Here is a 15644-nt window from a genome sequence, read left to right as displayed (position 1 = left end):
TGCTGTGTTGAACGGGAGTAGGGTCTACGTCTTGGTGTGGGGGATCTCTGGCGAGGATACTAGGGCGGCGGCGAGGTGGCTAGCTGAGTGTGCCCCGCCTAGGGCCTGGGCTGTGGTGATAAACACCTCCGACTTTAGGGTTCTGGCGTCGTGGCCTTCTGGCTTCGAGGGGGCTAGCCTGTGTCCCGCGCCGTCTATACTTCAGCTGTTGTGGTGGGGGCGCACGCCGCTTCGATAGACTCGCTGGGGGGCGCCATCGCCGCCGGCGGCTTGGGGTTGCTCGACGTGGAGACTGCCGGCGCCGTGTTGCCGCCTGTTGTATACTCCGTGGGGGCCCACTTGCCAACTCCTTCACGGCGCTGTACAACCCCGTGAACAAGCCGGGGTACGGCGGCCTGCCGTTTTACTTTGACACGTCTGCCGGCGGGATCAGAGACGCTAGGACGGGCCAGCTACTGTGTACCTCCCAGTGTTTTGTAGTAGCTAAGCTAAACGTGGGCGGGCGCGCCGTGGTGCTGGCGTGGGGGCTAGGCGGAGAGGACACCAGAGCCGCGGCTGCCTACCTCTTCTATAGGCCGGCGCTGCTCACCGCGAGAGGCAACGTGGCACAAGTCGTCAGATGGAGCTACATCTATGAAACCACAACCACAACATCGGCGGTTTACAGAGTCGGTATTGATTTTAGCCCAATCTCAACTTGGCCGTAGTTTTTAGATTTTTTCTCTTTTTTGTATCAAACAGCGGGGCCTGCTAGTCTCAGAGGTGTTGGATTGCTTAAGATTTTCCGTGTGTGGGGCTTGTGTTGTGTGGGCTTGGGGTTAGGCGGGTTGGTGGGGGTTTGCCTAGCAGGATTGTTGAGTCTAGGAGGGCTTGGCCAATACCCTTTGTATCTCAATTTTGAATTCGTGCCGGTTACACTGTGGATCTTGAAATTAACCCAACTGTCGGATTCAGCGACTCTGTGTTGATAAATACGGCTAGGAGGTTGAATGCATACCTGCTGACTACGGTAAGCACGGGAGCTTTGTCTCTTTCGCTGTCAGTAGGGGTGTTAGGCTGGTGTATCCGTGTTCGTGGAGAATTACTGAGGATTACAAGAAGATGATAGCGCCGCGCCACATAGGTTCGACAGACACCGATTATTAAATATATTGATAGCAATAGGAGAAGATTTAATTATCTAGAGGAGATTTAACAAGTGTATTAGCAAGATGTAGTGGTTATACAGCCTTGGGGGCAGGGATGTGGGACTTGGCCTGGGGTTGTGTGAGTGGCATACGCTTGCCTGTGCGGCGGTTTGTGTCGCGTCTGCGTCGAAACGCGCAAGGCCGCTGGTTTGTGGCCGGGGTGTGCCGGGTGGTGGGGGGACGTAGCGTGCCGGCCCGTCTGGCGGTGGGGGGTGCGGCGGCCGTCGAGGTGTATCGGATGTGGGGGAAGCTGTCGGGGGCCCGCCGGCTTTCACGAGTCTCTGTCCTGACCGGCTTGTTCTACTATGTCAAGTAGCTCCCGTGGGGTTATGGCCTTGATCTCTTGCGCTACTTTTTCTGCGGCGTGTAGCAGGCGCGTGTCTGCTGTGTATATGTGACGTGTGCCGTGGGTTGCCAAGGCGGCGATTGCTAGTACTTCTTTGTCATCGTCGTCGTCCATTAGGCTGTCTATCTTGCCCCAGAGCTGTTGGTGGCTTTGTTTTCCGCGGCTGTTCGTGCGATTACATGCAACTTTATCTTTACAACGCAAACAACAAGCCTCGCCCTTTAGGGCGGGGTTTAAGCTGTATTTTTTCATAGCAGAGCGGTGAAGATGGCGGAGGAAGGCTTAAATAGCAGTACGTTCCATAAGATGGGGCGGCCTGCGTGTAAGATGGCCCTGGCGGGGGGACACTCCGCCCCGATACCCGCACCGACGCGGCCCACCAACCCCGGGCAACGGCCGAGACCCCGGGGAAACCCCGCCCTTCAGGGCAGGGAGGGGGTCATACCCCTCTCCCTAAATGAGGGGCTCTGCCCCGACCGGGCCTGTCCCGAGCGCTCGCGAAGGGGGCCGTGCCGTTGCCCCCATGCCCGATGACTCCACGCCAGAGACAGCTGGACTGTTGGTGAAGGCGCGGGCGAGGAGGAAGTCCCTAGGCGCGATTAATCAAATCGCCAACAGTGACCGCCTAGGGACAAGCGGTTAGGCTTATTTATCTTTGCAAAATATGGACATATGGGAGGGCATGCGGCTACTGTTGGGGGCCTTGGGCTTGTGGAGAAGATGGTGCTTTATGTGGTTCACAGGTTGGGCGGGGCGTCGCTTGAGGAGATAAACGCCGCTGTGGCCTATGCCGTGTTGGTTGACAGTGGGAAGTTTAGGCCGGTGGAGGACAGGGCTCTGCTCAAGAGCCTCGTCATCACTAGCGCTGGCTGGATCATAAGGGGGGTCAAAAAGAGGCTACGCTTGCTGTCGTCCCTCGGCCTGGTGGCGCTTGAGGGGAGATACGTGAGGCCCCGCGCCGCTGTGGAGGGGCTTGAGGCCGACCTGGCCGGCGTGCTTGACCGGCTCAACGGGGCGCTTGAGGTGCTGAGGGCCGGCGGGGTTGGGCGGCTTGTGGAGGCGCTGGACGAGCTGACCGGCACCGCCATCGCTAAGTATTCCTTTGTCGGCTGGAGCGCCGCCAGATACGTGAAGGCGCTTAGGGTGCTCGACGAAATCGCGAAGGAGTATGGAGATAGGTTTGCGTTGGTGCCGACCAGCCACGAGTTCGAAAGGCTGAGGCGCAGGATCAAGGAGCCCTCCATCTCCTAGGCGTGTCTCTGCCGTCTCCGGTAGTGAGGAGGTTTTAGGGGAGCTAGACCATCGACGATGTAGACTCGGCCGCAAAAGGTTGTTGGATGCAGATAGGTTAGCTCTGTTTGATACAGCCGGGTGGCGTGGGTCAAGGCTCTGCGGAGGGTTGCGCAGCCTGACGTCTTGCCCGTTGACTTCGCACCGGAGGAGCCGGCGAGGGGGTGGGTTGGGAGAGGCCCCGCCTTAGGCGGGTCGTGTGTGGTGGGTTAAGTCAAATTAATCGATATTAGCTGTCTGATCTGATCCCATATTTCGGCTAATATGAGTTTGACCTCGCCCTCCCACTTGGCCTTGTCTTTGAGTGCGCCCATCCTGGCCCACACCGGTATGTTTCTGACGAACTGTGTGAGTTTTCCGTGTCTGGCCATCCTCTCTACTGCGCCGCTTCTAATCACTATCGTGCCCTCCTTGTCTGGGTTGGCGAGGTCTAGGGGCTTGGGCGCTACGACGAGGGCTGGGAGGGCGTCTATGCCGAGTGCTACCATTAAGTCGCGTACGACGTTGGGGAACTTGCTTGAGTCTAGAATTATCACGCACACGTCGCTGTTGTACCTGGCCAGTTTGTAGAGCTCTAGCTCGACTTCCTTATAGGTCTCGGGCAGGGCGTCGAAGGGCGCGTTAATGAGTCATAGTATGTAGCACGAGTATTCCGCCTCCCCAGCCGCCTCTCTGAACTTCCTGAGCCTCTCCGGGTCGGTCTCTACACTGTGTGAAAACGCCACGAGTTGGCTGAGCTCAGCTCTCTTCGCCGCCCTTTTCAGCCCTCCTACGATGTCTTCCAGCTTTTTCACAGATAAAATTGCGAAGGGCGCCGTAGCTATGTCGTAGTCCGACGCAGCTTCCGTGATTTTATACAGTCTCGAGTCGGCTCTATCGAATTGCGCCGCCGCCCCTCTGGATATGGGCTGGGTAGGGGGTGGCGTCCATCGGACGTAAACGGAGCTTCTGGGTTTTTCCATGAAGTAGCTCGTTGCGGCAGATTCGTAAAGCACCGTCATTGCCTGGGGGCGCTCGGCCATGGTCACTCGCCGCCGGCCGTGGGTCTCCACTTTACCTTGTTGGCCCAATTGACGACGTATATGGGTTCGCCGGATTCCGATCTGTATTTTAAATTGCGGACGACCATCAGCGCCTCGGCCTCGACCCTAACGATAAATTTTGAGCTGTCTATCAACGCCTCAGCCTCCTCGAACGCAGGCTCTTGACTCTTTATTTCTACATACTCCCATCCATCCGTGGGAAGTATATCTGGCGAGATCACGGGCTTATCAGCTACGGCCTTCCTCAATTCTTGGGGGATCTCCGCGATGCCGACGCCTCCGATGACCTTAACAGCTAAGTTGGCGCCGAAGGGCGAAAAGCCGCCTATCTTTTTGACATCCACTATTGCTATACGTAGAATCACGACGGTGCCGTCAGACAGCACAATTCTACCAATGCCGTGCTTGACGACTCTTACAGGTATGCTCATCACATTACATTGGCAACATTTTTAAAAATGTTGCAGGCTCCACTGAAGGCGATTCTGCAAGTCGCCGTGGCTGGGAACGAGCTCCTCTGCGGCGCCGGCCCCCGTGCGGGCGCCTCCTCGTCCTAGGGAGGCGCTCCTCCTGCGAAAACCACGCAGGCTCCCACGCGACATGGGGCGGTTTTCTACAGTATCTTATCCCAGGTCTGCGGTTGAGGAGTGCGAGGTAGAGCAGTTTATTGTCCAGCGCCCCGTGGGCCTCCTCCAGCCTAGCCGCGGCCTGCGTAAGGCCTGGGTGGACGAGTTCGACGAGCTTGAGTAGCTCGTCTTCTATCTGGCCGGTTGCTGTGTCTTCTCGGCCTCCCTGCTCTATCACGTGGATTGGCAACCCGAGCGGGGGTATGACAGTAGTGCCGCCGCTCTCGGCGGGGGTATAGCCCAGCGATTGCAACATGTCCTTAATGGCCTGTGTGGGCCTCTTGTCTCTGTCGGCGGCGATTACAATATGTATAGCGGTGTCTCTGAGCGCCTCGGCTAGTTCGCGTCTCTTGAGTAGGAGCTTTAGCGCTTCTTTGATGTTTTCTACGCCGCTGCAGTTGCACACCGCCATATACACCTGCCTCACCTTCAGGCATTTCTTAGAGGTTCAGGCAAGTCTCTAAGCTTCTCTGGGGCCTCGGCGCAGTTTACCTCCTGTGCCTTGTATACCCTCTTCAGTAGGGTGAAGTAGAGGATCTCCTCTGTCTGTCCCTCTAGCAGAAGACCGCGGGGGTTTTGTATAAGGCCTCCCCCGGCCGCCGGCGGCCGTTTGGCTTCATGTCTCTGGGGCCGGCGGAGACGTGGAGATTTGGGGGGCCGCGGCTGGGTGCTTTAGACGAGCTGTCTTTTCACCTCGCCTAGCGCCTTTTCCAGCTCCTCTGTCCACTTGACCCTTGTCTTTATGGCGTCGACCCGCCCGACCAGCTTGCGTATCAACGTGACGACGTCTCTCGCCGCCTCCTCCCTAGAAGAGTACTTGGAGTACTCGCCGGCGGGGTCCGGTCCGTGGTACTGGTAGTCGTGGAGGTGAAGCGCTCTGTCTGTCCAGAGAGAAAGACCCGCGTGGCCTATCTCCTCCAACAACTGCGAAAGCCCCTTCATCCTCCCCGTCGGCACCCTGGGCACAGCCCTCGACACAAGCCAACGTCTCTCCTCCTCGCTCTTGGCGGCGGCCTTGAGTCTCTCAAGCTCAAGTCTAAGCAACGCGGCGAGTAGAGCCCTCCACGCCTGGAAGGCCTTCCCCGCCGCATTCCTCACCAGGCCGCGTTGTAGGAAGTCAAGGGCTAGCTTGGCCTCGACGAGAGCCTCCAGAAGCTGAGCTGTGATGTACCCCTCCTCCGTGGGCCTAGGAAGAGGTCTCTCCAAAACTTCGGCGGACACCATCTAAAATTACGAGTATTTTTATAACTTCGGGTTCTAGCTTCTGGTCCGGGTTCCGTCTAAGCGGCGCCGGCTGGGCTTTGGGCGCGCTTCCGTGGCCGCGGGGGGACGGCCACCCGCGCAACCGGGCGCGACGGCGGCTGGCCGAGGCAACGCCCCTTTTCGTTGTGGTGCCGCTTGGCGGTTAGGGGCTCAGCCGTAGGTCTTGACGCCTGTCTCCGCCAGTGCTCTGTCTACCTCGGCGGGGTCTCTGTCCCACCTCTCTACCTCTATGTCTATCCCCCATACGCCGTGATCGTCGGCGTATATGACGAAGGTGCCGCGGCCTACGAGGACTCGCCGCGGCTCGCCGCTCCTAAGCCTCAGCCCCAGCGCCTCCGCCCGCCTGTCGTACCACACGTCTGCTGTACAGGCGGGGGCCTGTCTGCCTGCGGGCTCCGTGGGGGGCGGCGGGGCGTTCGATACAATGTTGTATGACACGGTGTCGTATTTCCTCGGCTCGTACTTGACCACAGTGATCATGCCTATGGCTACGTTGTAATTTATAAATCTATTGACTGACTGTTGCTACTGAGGGCGGCCGGGGGTCGAGCAGAGCTCAGCTGTTGGAGTGGCGTCTTGCCGGCGGGCGCGTCGGTTTTTTGGAGCTTTGTCCGTGACGAAGTAGTCGATGAGTAGCTAAGAGATGTGCCTTAAGAGGTTCCCGATGGGCTTTTTCTTCGCCAAACCCCACCTTTGGAGAGGATAAATTACGCCTATGCAACGCTGCGCCGTAGAGGGCCAAGGGGGGTATTTAACCCTGGAGGCACTTCTCTACTGCTCCTGCCGCCGTCTTGACGGCTTTGCAGACTTTGTCGTCGCCGCATTTAGCCTTTACCTTCTCTAACACTTCGGAGCTCTTGAGACGGTCGCGAAGGTCTATGTCTATGTCTTCTAGTAGGCTTTCTGGCCCGCCGTTAAATACGATATAGATGTCACCACTTTCGCGGAAGTGCGCTGCGACATTTCCACACTGTCTCTTCCTACATTTTTCTACTAGCCTCTCCACTAGCGCCCTTTGGCTACTGTTCTTCTCCAGGTCGATAAACGCTATTATTTGCTCTCCTCCCCTCTTCCTTATCTCGTAGATCTTCTCTACGCACCTGTTGATAAACAGTGTTTTATGTCGACGTTCCCAGCCAAGCCTTGTAGCAAATATCTGGCTATTGCTTCGTTGAAGTAGCACTCCGCCAGCGCTATTTTCATCTTGTGGCCACGCTCTAAGGGGCGAGGCTTCTGGTTGTTGTGGCGTGGAGCACGCCGGCTTTTATAAGCTCTTCTTCTTTGACTTTGTGGACGTAGGCGAGGTCGTCTAGGGTGGTGTATTTCTCGAAGGCCTTCTCTAGGTCTACTCTGTAGGCGGTGGTCTCCAGCCCTCTCCTGGCTATGTAGTACACCTCTGCGCCGGCTTTCTCTACGAGCGTCTCGGCGAGGGGCCGCTGTGCGTGGCGACGAGGACGTGGGCTTTCTCCGAGGCCTCCTTTATCAAGTCGGGGAGGTAGACGAAGGCTCTTGGGTAGACGTGGGCTTCGGGGTCGTCTAGCATGATTACGTCGCCCTCCCCCGCGGTGAGCAGCGCGGCGGCGAGGTACAGCATCCTCAGGACGGTGTCGCTGACTGAGGACGGCCCTACCTCCCTCCCGCCGTCGAAGAAGGCGAGCTTCCCGTTGTGGAGAGGCCTCACCTCTATGCCTGCCAGGTCGGAGAGCATTGCGTTTATCCGCTCGGCGAGCTTCCCCTCTCTATAGAGGAGCCGGCCTAGGTTCCTCCCCCACTCGTCTAGGTAGTGCGGCGCCGTCGCGTCGGTGAGGCCAAGGGCTATGTTGGCGGCGACGCCCAGCTGGTCAAAGCTGTAGAGCCGCGGCACCACGTCAGCTGGGCCTCCCCTGACCACCTCGTAGGGAGGCTCCTGTTGTGCGAAGGCGTACAACATGGAGAGCAGTAGCTGGAGCTCCCTAGGCGCATTGGGAAACACCGCGGGAGGCTCACGAGGGACGTAGAAGTTGGCCTCTACGACGCCCCCGCCGACTGTTATCTTCGCCTTTGTAGGACTTTTGCATTCGGCGACAAGCTGTAAGGCCGCGGAGCTCTCCTGCCCGCCCGCCAGCTCTACTGTGGCTGGACTGGGGTTTCCGTAGTGGTGGATGTCGTAGCATTGTACCGCTCTAATGTATCTGTTTAGGTGGAGGGCTGGCTCGCCTCTCATGGCTTTTGCCGCGTAGCCGTACAGCGCCAGGGCCTCTAGGATGTTGGTCTTGCCGGCGCCCGGCGGGCCGAGGAAGACGGCGACTCTGGCCCCTAGCTCGATCTGTAGCTCTCTTATGCTTTTGAAGTTCGTAATACGGATCTTCACATTGTTATTCCCGCTGCGCATTTTATAGTTTTAGTGCCTTGATTATTGTATATATCCCTACTGCGGCTAGGACTGCGGCGTAGGCTATTGCGATTTTTTCGCGGGGGGTTTTGGCGGCTATTGCCACGCCTGCTGCTCCCCCTGCCACTCCTCCCGCGAGGTAGGCTAGGGAGATGAGGGGGTCTAGGTAGCCGCTTATGGCGTATTGGGCGGCGGTGGTTAAGCCGAAGGCGGCGACCGCGGCTAGGGAGGTGCCGACTGCCCTCTTGACGTCTAGGCCTGCCCACATGAGCGCCGGCGCCACTAGGAAGCCTCCGCCGATTCCGAGGAAGCCGGAGAGGAAGCCGACGGCCGCGCCTCCCGCCCCGGCCTTTGCGAGGTTTAGCTGCCGGCCTCCGGCGGCTCTGTGTTTTAGGACCCAGATGGAGAGAGCCACCATGGCGGCGCCGAGGGCGGCGAGGAGGATCTCGCCGCGGATGGCTTTGCCGAGCCACGCGCCTGCCCAGGCCGCTGGGACGCCGGCGGCGGAGAAGGCGGCGGCTCCCCTCGGCGATACGTTGCCCCTGCGCCAGTGCATGAGGAAGTTGGCTAGGGCGTTGGCGCCCACAGCAAGCGCAGTGGAGCCTACGGCGAGGTGGACGGCTGTGTTGAGGTCAGTCAATGTGGTCAGCCCCGCGAAGTAGAGGAGGAGGGGTATGGCCAAGATGGAGCCGCCCCCTCCGATGACCCCCAGGACGAAGCCCACCGCCACCCCCGAGATCGCCGAGGCGGCGTATAGCCAGGCCGGCCACATGGGGGGCGTCTCCTCCCCTACGTAAATATTTTTAATAGCGGTCTCCACCTTGGCCATGTTCCGCGGGTTGTCCGCCACTGCCAGGGCGATGGGGCTGGGCGCCGTGTTTAGGGAGGCGGCCCGGAGGGTCTTGGGCGTGTCCTACACGTGGCGCGGGGTTAGGGTGGACTCCACGGCCCTATTTCGCCTGCTGAGGCGGCTGGCCTCGGCTGGCCACGTGGTGTGGGGGGAGGGGGGCTATGTCTACGTGCGGCCTAGGTGGACGAGGTACGTCCTGAGGGTGCCGCGGGGGGACGCCGGCCTGCTCTGGGTCCTCCTCGAGGATCTGGAGGGGATGTACCAAGCGTCGGCGAGACGTGTACTCGACGTGGGGGCCTACATCGGCGAGACGGCCCTCCTCTTCGCGGAGAGGGGGGCCGAGAGGGTCTACGCCTACGAGCCCGTGCCCAAGTTCTTCTCGATCCTCAGAGACGTGGTGGAGTACAACGGCCTCGGCGGTGTCGTCGACATGTACAACCTGGGCGTGGGAGGGGGCGGGCGCATACGCGTGAGACTCGAGGGCACAGCGACAGGGCTCCACGAGGGAGATCTGGAAATCGCCACCATGCCCTGGGGCGAGGTGCTGAGGCGGCACGGCGTCGACCTGGCTAAGGTGGACTGCGAGGGTTGCGAGTGGTGGCTTATGGCTCAGCCCTGCGAGGTGCTGAGGTCCGTCCCCCAGTGGCTAGTGGAGATCCACGGCCCGGCGGCGCCACTCCTCGAGAAGTTTTTGAGTTGCGGCTATGAATCCAACCTTTTGTTCCAAATTACGGAATTAGTATCTATATATCGTTTTGTTAAGCAAGATACTATATAGAGATTCCGTACATTTTAGCTAAACTCCTTTTTGCAATTCTACGTGTTCCAATAATAGGTGAAACGATTAATAGAGCTATCGTACGCCAACTTACAGGGTGTATATTCTTAAGCTTACCTTCAAGCAGTCGAAGGCTTAGCTTCATTAATGAAATCTTATATGTCTTATTACATGAAAATAATGTGTTAAACAAGTATACAAATTTTGCATGATCTATGTAATTTCTTAAAACTATATTTCTTACGATGGGGTCCTTTATTCTGCTTAGTAACCAATCGGAGTCAATCGCGTATCTATTGCGTACACACACTACTTTTGCAACTTCATTGTACGACTTGGTGAGAAGTTGCGAATGTCCACTTCCAATTCTATAATAACTTAACTGATCGCCTATATGTGTGAAATGCGAATGTAAAATAGAAATTACAAGAAAGGCGTAGTCTAGCATTAATTCAATATTACTCAATATTTCTACATTATATTCTAGTAAATGTTTTTTAATTACCCAAGAGGATACGTTATGGTGTAGCAGTGGAAACTTCTTTACTATATCTAGAGCGTTTTCTTTACCTACGATAGTGTTATTACTAGGTTGCCCATTGAGATAGTAGGTAGCTATATTCGAATCGTCTATAATATGTCCATCAAAGTCGATGAAGTGCTGACGATGATGCAAAGCTACAATATCATTATTTTTGAGTACTTTTTCTATTATCTTTAACTTTTCTGGGTGAAAGAGGTCGTCGTCTTCTAGAAACGCTACGACGTCAGTAGTCAGTGCTTTTATTCCTGCTATTAACATTTCCCCATATTTTTCAGCTTTGCTTTCAACTATATATACAGGGTATCTCTTTATTTTTTCTGCATCGTCTACGACGACCACAATCTCATCAGCCTTTCTCGTCTGCTTCAAAACTGATTCGATGGCCTGCGGCAGAAAATGATAACGCCTATACGCCGAAACAACGACTCCAATTTTCACATCCTGTATGTGACTACTAAAGTTTATTTACCTTTCAAAGCTTTGAGATCCGTACTATATACGGTCTAACCAGCTTCGATTATATTTCAACTTATGCGGAAGAGAACACTCTGAAAATTATCCATTCTTAGTTTATATCATCTTTAAGGCAGGTCTGCCGGGGGGATGTGGTCGTTGTCGCAATGATTACGAAGAATTCTCTGAGCCGGCTTGGGGACCGGCTTGGCGTTGTGCTGGAGTCCACTCTGCAGATCCCCTATAGGACCTTCGTATTGGTAGACGATTCGACAGATGACACGGCGAAGTACGTGGAGGGGAGGTTGTGGCGTAGGAGGGGATATCTTTCTACCAACGTGAAGATGTTTCCTCTCCCTACTTCCACTTTGGCGGGTGGTTGTCCCGCGGCGTAGCTCCTCGCGGCTGGGTGCTGGTCCGCCGGGTTTCCCCCCTCGTCTATGTAGTGTTGCATGTGGTGGAGAGCGGCCGGCCTCCTCCTTGTGAAGATCCTCTCAACGTCTGTAGCTTCTCTGGGTGGAAGAGGTCGTCGTCTTCTAGGAAGGCGACGACGTCCCTCTCGGCCGCCTTGACCCCCGCCGCCACGGCCTCGCCCAGCTTGTCCGTCTTTGTCTCAAGCGCGTAGACGGGGTAGCCCCTTAGCTTGTCCACGTCGTCGGCCACTACAACAACGGCGTCTGGCTTTCTGGTTTGCCATAGGGCAGACTCCACTGCTTGGGGGAGGTAGCTGTAGCGCCTATATGCCCTAATCACCACGGCTATTTTCAGCCCACTCACACTGGGGGTGTAGTAACAAGTTTTAAGGCTTCTGCCTGGTGTCGTCAACCTTTTAATAGACGTGGGTTACTACCTGCGTGGGCTGGCCGCGGGTGTCTATCCTCTGGCTTAACTACAACAGCGGTAAGTTCCTGGACGTCGTTCTCGACTCCCTTAGGGGGGTGGCGGAGCTCGACTACCCGGACTACGAGTTAATCGCGGTGGACAACGGCTCCACCGACGGGAGCAACAAGGCGGTGAGAGAGTTTGTAGAGAGGTGGAGGGGGAGGGGCGGCAGGGCTAAGTTCATCCAGCTGGATAGGAACTTGGGCTTTACAGGCGGTAACAACGTCGCTTTTAGGGCGAGGGACAAGGAGAGCAAATACGTCGTTCTGCTGAACAACGACGCGGTTCCCGAGCCCGGGAGCTTGAGGACCTTGGTTGAGTACCTGGAGAGGGACGGGAGGCTGGGGGCGTGTCAGGGGATGGTGGTGAAGTACGACGACCCCTCCGTGGTCGACACCGCGGGTGATTTCCTCGACGAGTTGCTCCGCCCCATGGCTCTTTTCGAGGGGAGGAGGGGATGGCCCCTCTCTAAGCCCATCTACATCACCTACGCCGACGGCTCCTACTCTGTCTACCGGGTGGAGGCTGTGAGGAGGGCGGTGGGTGGGGAAAGACTGTTTGACGACTGGGCATTTGCCTATTTTGACGACAACGTGCTTGGGCTTAGGCTCTGGAACGCCGGCTACAGGGTCATCTCCGTCCCCGTGGTGGCCGGGAGACACAGGAGAAGCGCCACCTTCGGCTGGGCGAGCCCCTTCCAGCTGTACCACGCCTTCAAGGGGAAGATAGCCCTCCTCAGAATCACCAACCTCCGGCGTAGGCGGCTGGTGTGGGCGTTCTACGCCAAGGTGTTGGCCAAGCACACGCTGGTGCCTCAGTACGCCAGGCTGGCGTGGAAGGCCTACATAGACGGGTGGCGCCTGGGTGGCAGACTGGCAAAGGCCGGCGCCGTGCTTGACATCTACAAGGCCCCGGTGGTGAAGCTCGATGCTGGCGACATCTACATGGCGTTGTTTAGGCGGGCGAGCCTCCTCCGCGTGTTGGGGGAGGAGAGGCTTCTGAGGCTTATTAGAGATGGCAAACTGACATACGAGGATTGATAAGGGGGCAGGGGGTAGTCTACAAAATTTTTAAGGCAAGTCTGCCGGGGGGATGTGGTCGTTGTCGCAATGATTACGAAGAATTCTCTGAGCCGGCTTGGGGACCGGCTTGGCGTTGTGCTGGAGTCCACTCTGCAGATCCCCTATAGGACCTTCGTATTGGTAGACGATTCGACAGATGACACGGCGAAGTACGTGAAGGAGAGGCTGGGGGGCTTGAGGGAGGTGGTGGTGTTGAGGAGCCGGGCGGCCAGGCCCACTAGAGCCACGGCGCGTCAAGCCGCTGTGGACTACTTCCTCCAACATACCAGCGACGAGTGGCTTATGTTTATAGACGACGACGTTGTCTTACGTAGCGGGTGGTGGGAGGAGGCGCAAAGGTATATGGCGGAGCCTAGGGTGGGGCTGATATGGGGCGTCGATTTTACGACGTATTGGGGGAGCAGGCTCGCCTACCTGAGGGCTAGGGGGGTGGATGTTGTGGAGTACGCAATTAAGAGGTTCAACGTGAGGGGGGGTCTACACGACACGTTGCTAAGGCGCGGGGCTATAGAGGGTCTTAGGCTACCTCCGTGGCTGAATGTGTACGAAGACGCGTGGGTGAAGAAGTACGTGGAGTGTAGGGGGTTCGAGACGAGGGTTGTAAGAACGGGGGCCGATCATCTAAGGGCCGAGGGGGGTTCTGGGTACAGCGCCAAGGATTTCCTCTTGGCGTCGTATGTCGACGGGATACTGAGGCTGGAGGAGGTGACGTACCTATCTCTTCTGAAGTCCCTCCTGGGTCTCCCCGCCTATCTCTACTACGGCTGGAGGAGCGGCTACGGCGGGCTGGAGCAGTGGAGGGCCCGCGTTGTTTATAAATACAACGCGCTGAGGGCGCGTAGGAGGTGTAGATGGGAGACATGCCGGCTTCTGCTAGACCCTGACCTCCATGAGGAGCTGGCGCGTTGCCTCCCCCGGGAGGTCACGGCTTGAAGACTGTGAGGATGGAGTAGTAGAGGGAGGTGACGAGGTATCTGGCGGCGGGCGGCGCGTAGCCTGTGGATTTGAAGAGCCGCCAGAGGGCTTCGGCTCTGAGCTCGCCGTAGAGCTTCGGAGATGTGGAAGCCGGGTCGCTTCTGTGTCTATCGTGCTTCGCCGCCACTACAAAGGGGACCTCCCGGATGCCGGCTTTGTCGTAGACTATGCCTAGGGTTGTCTCGTCTGCTAGGGGGGCGGCGTAGAGGGGGTCCATGGCCTCTATGGTCTTGAGGACCGGCTCCACGTCTAGGTTGAGCCTTTCTCTGTATCTAATGGCTTGTTTTGGGCCGGCGAATACCTGCATGGTTCTCGCCCAGAGGGCTCTTACCCTCCAGTAGCAGACCTCTAGCTGGCCTCTCTTTTCGCACCGGACGCGGGGGCCGGCCCAGGGCCCCTCGGCGATGTGGTAGAAGGGGAGGTCGAGGGCCTTGTCTAGCTGGTGGAAGTTGGGTATGTAGACGTCTGTCTACTATTAGGCCGTCTCCGCCTCTCCTCTGGATGTAGTCCACTAGGCGGAGTAGGCACGATGTTCTGTTTCTCCAGTTTCCTAGGATGAGGTGTGGGCTGTATCGCGAGGTGTACATCTCGACGATGGGCATCTGCCTCTCGGTGTAGTAATAATCTATGCATATCGCCACTTCGTCTGGTTTTATCTCTCGGTAGTTTCTGTCGAATATCTCCAGCTCGTGTATCCTAAAGAGGGGGAGGTATGTGGCCAGTATCATATGTACTTCCGGAGGGCGCTGGCGAAGTTTTGGAAGACCAGCTCCCGGGCCCTCTCCTGGGGGGCGTAGTTGGCCTTCTGGGTGAGGAGTTTCGCCAGCGCCTCTACGGCCTCTTCGGCGGTTGTGTAGCCTAGGCCGTATCTGCCCTCCATGACGAGGTCTGTCCAGGCGCCTCCGGACTTGTGTACCACCGGCGTGAGGCCTCGGGCCATGGCCTCAGCCACCGCTATGCCCCAGTGTTCGTTTATAGTGGCGTGGAGGAAGGCCCTGGCTTTGTCCATGGCGTCGTTTATGACGCGGCGGGGGGCGTTGGCTATTAGATAGATGTGGGCGTCGGCGTCTAGTGTCTCTGCCGTCTTTAGGCCGGCCTCCTCCGCCATCTTCCTCACCCTGTCTCTGTAGGCCTGTAGGGTGGGGGTGGCGGCGCCGCCGAAGATTATGATCTTGGCGCCGGGGATCTCTTTCAACAGCCTGGGTGCGACCTCTGTGACGACCCAGTGGTAGCGCTTCTCCTGGGAGAAGCGGCCTAGCATCACGACGGTGGGCTTCCTCTCCTCGAAGGGCCTCGGCTTCTCGACCACCTCTACGTTTGGGGGCAGGGGTGGGTTGAGGACTTGGGGCTCTTGGCCGTATACCATCTTGGCCACCTGGGCGGTCCAGCGGGAGTTGACCAATACGGCGTCGGCGTAGTGGAAGGGGTTTTCTCTGGCGTATCTCTTGAGCCCCCAGACGAAGGCCCTCCAGTAGAGGCTCATGGGGAATCTGCCGTACCGCTCCATGATGTATGGGTCTTCCCCATAGGCGAGGCCGGTTCCCCTGTATCTGGGGTCGACCACCACCTCGAAGGGGAAGTGGATGTACTCCACGAGTCTGAACCTCCTCCCCCTGGCGAGGGGCTTGTAGGTGACTTCGTCGATGAAGAGGAGCTCTGGCTTGTACTTCTTGACGGCTTTCTTGGCGGGGAGCCAGACGTAGAGCCTGCTCCAGAGGCCGAAGGCCCTGGGGGCTATGGGGAGGGTTTCGATGGGGTACCTAGATATGTCTATGCCGTACCACTCGACGTACCTCCGGGGGTCGAATTTAAAGGTGCCGGCTAGGGCCGGCCTGTAGCCCGCCTCCTCCAGCGCCTTGGCGGCGGCTGCGCAGACGAGCTGGCCCCCGCCTGGGGTGCCCCAGTAGTGGTGGGCGACGACGGCGTAGCGCTCCATGGCGTAGCTCACCTACTG

Annotated in this window: 23 protein-coding genes; 7 read left to right on the top strand and 16 right to left on the bottom strand. The window is 57.7% G+C overall.

The genetic code is table 11. The annotated features are described in order from the left end of the window. The first annotated feature begins 180 nt into the window (after positions 1 to 180). A complete protein-coding gene (locus ACZ49R_RS03090) occupies positions 181 to 375 on the top strand; it encodes a hypothetical protein (protein WP_464733700.1) in 195 nt (64 codons plus the stop codon). Beyond that, complete coding sequence (locus tag ACZ49R_RS03085) at positions 372 to 707, top strand: hypothetical protein (RefSeq protein ID WP_464733699.1); 336 nt, start codon at positions 372 to 374, stop codon at positions 705 to 707. The genes ACZ49R_RS03090 and ACZ49R_RS03085 overlap by 4 nt, the downstream gene beginning before the upstream one ends. A 751-nt stretch (positions 708 to 1458) precedes the next feature. Here ACZ49R_RS03085 and ACZ49R_RS03080 read toward each other — a convergent pair. Further along, positions 1459 to 1785, bottom strand: coding sequence for a hypothetical protein (locus ACZ49R_RS03080; protein ID WP_464733698.1), 327 nt, complete (start codon positions 1783 to 1785; stop codon positions 1459 to 1461). A 468-nt stretch (positions 1786 to 2253) separates the two neighbouring features. Here ACZ49R_RS03080 and ACZ49R_RS03075 point away from each other — a divergent pair, with 468 nt between their 5' ends. Beyond that, positions 2254 to 2784 carry a hypothetical protein gene (locus ACZ49R_RS03075; protein ID WP_464734086.1) on the top strand — a complete coding sequence of 177 codons (531 nt, stop codon included), beginning with the start codon at positions 2254 to 2256 and terminating at the stop codon, positions 2782 to 2784. Positions 2785 to 3032: 248 nt separating this feature from the next. Here ACZ49R_RS03075 and ACZ49R_RS03070 read toward each other — a convergent pair whose 3' ends face one another. The 10 genes from ACZ49R_RS03070 to ACZ49R_RS03025 form a co-directional block, all read right to left on the bottom strand. Next, positions 3033 to 3365, bottom strand: a complete 333-nt coding sequence (locus ACZ49R_RS03070; protein ID WP_464733697.1) for a hypothetical protein — start codon at positions 3363 to 3365, stop codon at positions 3033 to 3035. Between the two features lie 87 nt (positions 3366 to 3452). Then, positions 3453 to 3845, bottom strand: a complete 393-nt coding sequence (locus ACZ49R_RS03065; RefSeq protein ID WP_464733696.1) for a hypothetical protein — start codon at positions 3843 to 3845, stop codon at positions 3453 to 3455. Between the two features lie 2 nt (positions 3846 to 3847). Further along, a complete protein-coding gene (locus ACZ49R_RS03060; RefSeq protein WP_464733695.1) occupies positions 3848 to 4297 on the bottom strand; it encodes a hypothetical protein in 450 nt (149 codons plus the stop codon). A 4-nt stretch (positions 4298 to 4301) separates the two neighbouring features. Then, positions 4302 to 4919 carry a hypothetical protein gene (locus tag ACZ49R_RS03055; RefSeq protein WP_464733694.1) on the bottom strand — a complete coding sequence of 206 codons (618 nt, stop codon included), beginning with the start codon at positions 4917 to 4919 and terminating at the stop codon, positions 4302 to 4304. 245 nt (positions 4920 to 5164) lie between these two features. Beyond that, positions 5165 to 5716 carry a PaREP1 family protein gene (locus ACZ49R_RS03050; protein ID WP_464733693.1) on the bottom strand — a complete coding sequence of 184 codons (552 nt, stop codon included), beginning with the start codon at positions 5714 to 5716 and terminating at the stop codon, positions 5165 to 5167. A 189-nt stretch (positions 5717 to 5905) separates the two neighbouring features. Beyond that, on the bottom strand, positions 5906 to 6235 hold the full coding sequence (locus ACZ49R_RS03045; protein WP_464733692.1) for a hypothetical protein: 330 nt from the start codon (positions 6233 to 6235) through the stop codon (positions 5906 to 5908). Between the two features lie 271 nt (positions 6236 to 6506). Continuing rightward, entirely contained in the window at positions 6507 to 6938 is a 432-nt protein-coding gene (locus ACZ49R_RS03040; RefSeq protein ID WP_464733691.1) for a hypothetical protein, read from the bottom strand. 34 nt (positions 6939 to 6972) lie between these two features. Then, positions 6973 to 7149, bottom strand: coding sequence for a hypothetical protein (locus tag ACZ49R_RS03035; RefSeq protein ID WP_464733690.1), 177 nt, complete (start codon positions 7147 to 7149; stop codon positions 6973 to 6975). Between the two features lie 17 nt (positions 7150 to 7166). Beyond that, the gene (locus ACZ49R_RS03030; protein WP_464733689.1) at positions 7167 to 8105 is read right to left on the bottom strand and encodes an AAA family ATPase; all 939 of its coding nucleotides are present in this window, start codon (positions 8103 to 8105) and stop codon (positions 7167 to 7169) included. Between the two features lie 22 nt (positions 8106 to 8127). Next, positions 8128 to 8898, bottom strand: a complete 771-nt coding sequence (locus tag ACZ49R_RS03025; RefSeq protein WP_464733688.1) for a sulfite exporter TauE/SafE family protein — start codon at positions 8896 to 8898, stop codon at positions 8128 to 8130. Positions 8899 to 8953: 55 nt separating this feature from the next. Between ACZ49R_RS03025 and ACZ49R_RS03020 the strand changes: the two genes are divergently transcribed. After that, on the top strand, positions 8954 to 9754 hold the full coding sequence (locus ACZ49R_RS03020) for an FkbM family methyltransferase (protein WP_464733687.1): 801 nt from the start codon (positions 8954 to 8956) through the stop codon (positions 9752 to 9754). On the opposite strand, the gene ACZ49R_RS03015 is transcribed toward ACZ49R_RS03020, so the two are convergent. Further along, positions 9747 to 10736 carry a glycosyltransferase family 2 protein gene (locus ACZ49R_RS03015; RefSeq protein ID WP_464733686.1) on the bottom strand — a complete coding sequence of 330 codons (990 nt, stop codon included), beginning with the start codon at positions 10734 to 10736 and terminating at the stop codon, positions 9747 to 9749. The genes ACZ49R_RS03020 and ACZ49R_RS03015 overlap by 8 nt on opposite strands. 167 nt (positions 10737 to 10903) lie before the next feature. On the opposite strand from ACZ49R_RS03015, the gene ACZ49R_RS03010 reads away from it, so the two are divergent. Next, the gene (locus ACZ49R_RS03010; protein ID WP_464733685.1) at positions 10904 to 11146 is read left to right on the top strand and encodes a hypothetical protein; all 243 of its coding nucleotides are present in this window, start codon (positions 10904 to 10906) and stop codon (positions 11144 to 11146) included. Positions 11147 to 11189: 43 nt separating this feature from the next. Here ACZ49R_RS03010 and ACZ49R_RS03005 read toward each other — a convergent pair whose 3' ends face one another. Beyond that, on the bottom strand, positions 11190 to 11528 hold the full coding sequence (locus ACZ49R_RS03005; protein ID WP_464733684.1) for a glycosyltransferase: 339 nt from the start codon (positions 11526 to 11528) through the stop codon (positions 11190 to 11192). A 77-nt stretch (positions 11529 to 11605) separates the two neighbouring features. Between ACZ49R_RS03005 and ACZ49R_RS03000 the strand changes: the two genes are divergently transcribed. After that, complete coding sequence (locus ACZ49R_RS03000) at positions 11606 to 12673, top strand: glycosyltransferase (RefSeq protein ID WP_464733683.1); 1068 nt, start codon at positions 11606 to 11608, stop codon at positions 12671 to 12673. A 54-nt stretch (positions 12674 to 12727) separates the two neighbouring features. Then, entirely contained in the window at positions 12728 to 13648 is a 921-nt protein-coding gene (locus tag ACZ49R_RS02995) for a glycosyltransferase family 2 protein (protein ID WP_464733682.1), read from the top strand. Here ACZ49R_RS02995 and ACZ49R_RS02990 read toward each other — a convergent pair. From ACZ49R_RS02990 to ACZ49R_RS02980, 3 genes are all read right to left on the bottom strand, one after another. Beyond that, complete coding sequence (locus ACZ49R_RS02990) at positions 13638 to 13997, bottom strand: hypothetical protein (RefSeq protein WP_464733681.1); 360 nt, start codon at positions 13995 to 13997, stop codon at positions 13638 to 13640. The genes ACZ49R_RS02995 and ACZ49R_RS02990 overlap by 11 nt on opposite strands. Before the next feature lie 128 nt (positions 13998 to 14125). Beyond that, positions 14126 to 14323: a hypothetical protein gene (locus tag ACZ49R_RS02985; RefSeq protein ID WP_464733680.1), complete on the bottom strand. Its 198-nt coding sequence runs from the start codon at positions 14321 to 14323 to the stop codon at positions 14126 to 14128. Positions 14324 to 14414: 91 nt separating this feature from the next. Further along, complete coding sequence (locus ACZ49R_RS02980; RefSeq protein WP_464733679.1) at positions 14415 to 15626, bottom strand: glycosyltransferase; 1212 nt, start codon at positions 15624 to 15626, stop codon at positions 14415 to 14417. Positions 15627 to 15644 lie beyond the last annotated feature (18 nt).

The organism is Pyrobaculum organotrophum (assembly GCF_055384425.1).
The sequence above is the reverse complement of the archived record's forward strand: the minus strand, read 5'-3'. Positions and strand labels throughout refer to the sequence as shown.

What these genes read in the sequence shown, in the direction of transcription:
- ACZ49R_RS03080 (WP_464733698.1), bottom strand. Translation starts at nt 1,785, where the DNA reads ATGAAAAAATACAGCTTAAACCCCGCCCTAAAGGGCGAGGCTTGTTGT.
- ACZ49R_RS03025 (WP_464733688.1), bottom strand. Translation starts at nt 8,898, where the DNA reads ATGTGGCCGGCCTGGCTATACGCCGCCTCGGCGATCTCGGGGGTGGCG.
- ACZ49R_RS03060 (WP_464733695.1), bottom strand. Translation starts at nt 4,297, where the DNA reads ATGAGCATACCTGTAAGAGTCGTCAAGCACGGCATTGGTAGAATTGTG.
- ACZ49R_RS03065 (WP_464733696.1), bottom strand. Translation starts at nt 3,845, where the DNA reads ATGGCCGAGCGCCCCCAGGCAATGACGGTGCTTTACGAATCTGCCGCA.
- ACZ49R_RS03020 (WP_464733687.1), top strand. Translation starts at nt 8,954, where the DNA reads ATGTTCCGCGGGTTGTCCGCCACTGCCAGGGCGATGGGGCTGGGCGCC.
- ACZ49R_RS03050 (WP_464733693.1), bottom strand. Translation starts at nt 5,716, where the DNA reads ATGGTGTCCGCCGAAGTTTTGGAGAGACCTCTTCCTAGGCCCACGGAG.
- ACZ49R_RS02985 (WP_464733680.1), bottom strand. Translation starts at nt 14,323, where the DNA reads ATGCATAGATTATTACTACACCGAGAGGCAGATGCCCATCGTCGAGAT.
- ACZ49R_RS03045 (WP_464733692.1), bottom strand. Translation starts at nt 6,235, where the DNA reads ATGATCACTGTGGTCAAGTACGAGCCGAGGAAATACGACACCGTGTCA.
- ACZ49R_RS02980 (WP_464733679.1), bottom strand. Translation starts at nt 15,626, where the DNA reads ATGGAGCGCTACGCCGTCGTCGCCCACCACTACTGGGGCACCCCAGGC.
- ACZ49R_RS02990 (WP_464733681.1), bottom strand. Translation starts at nt 13,997, where the DNA reads ATGCAGGTATTCGCCGGCCCAAAACAAGCCATTAGATACAGAGAAAGG.
- ACZ49R_RS03075 (WP_464734086.1), top strand. Translation starts at nt 2,254, where the DNA reads ATGGTGCTTTATGTGGTTCACAGGTTGGGCGGGGCGTCGCTTGAGGAG.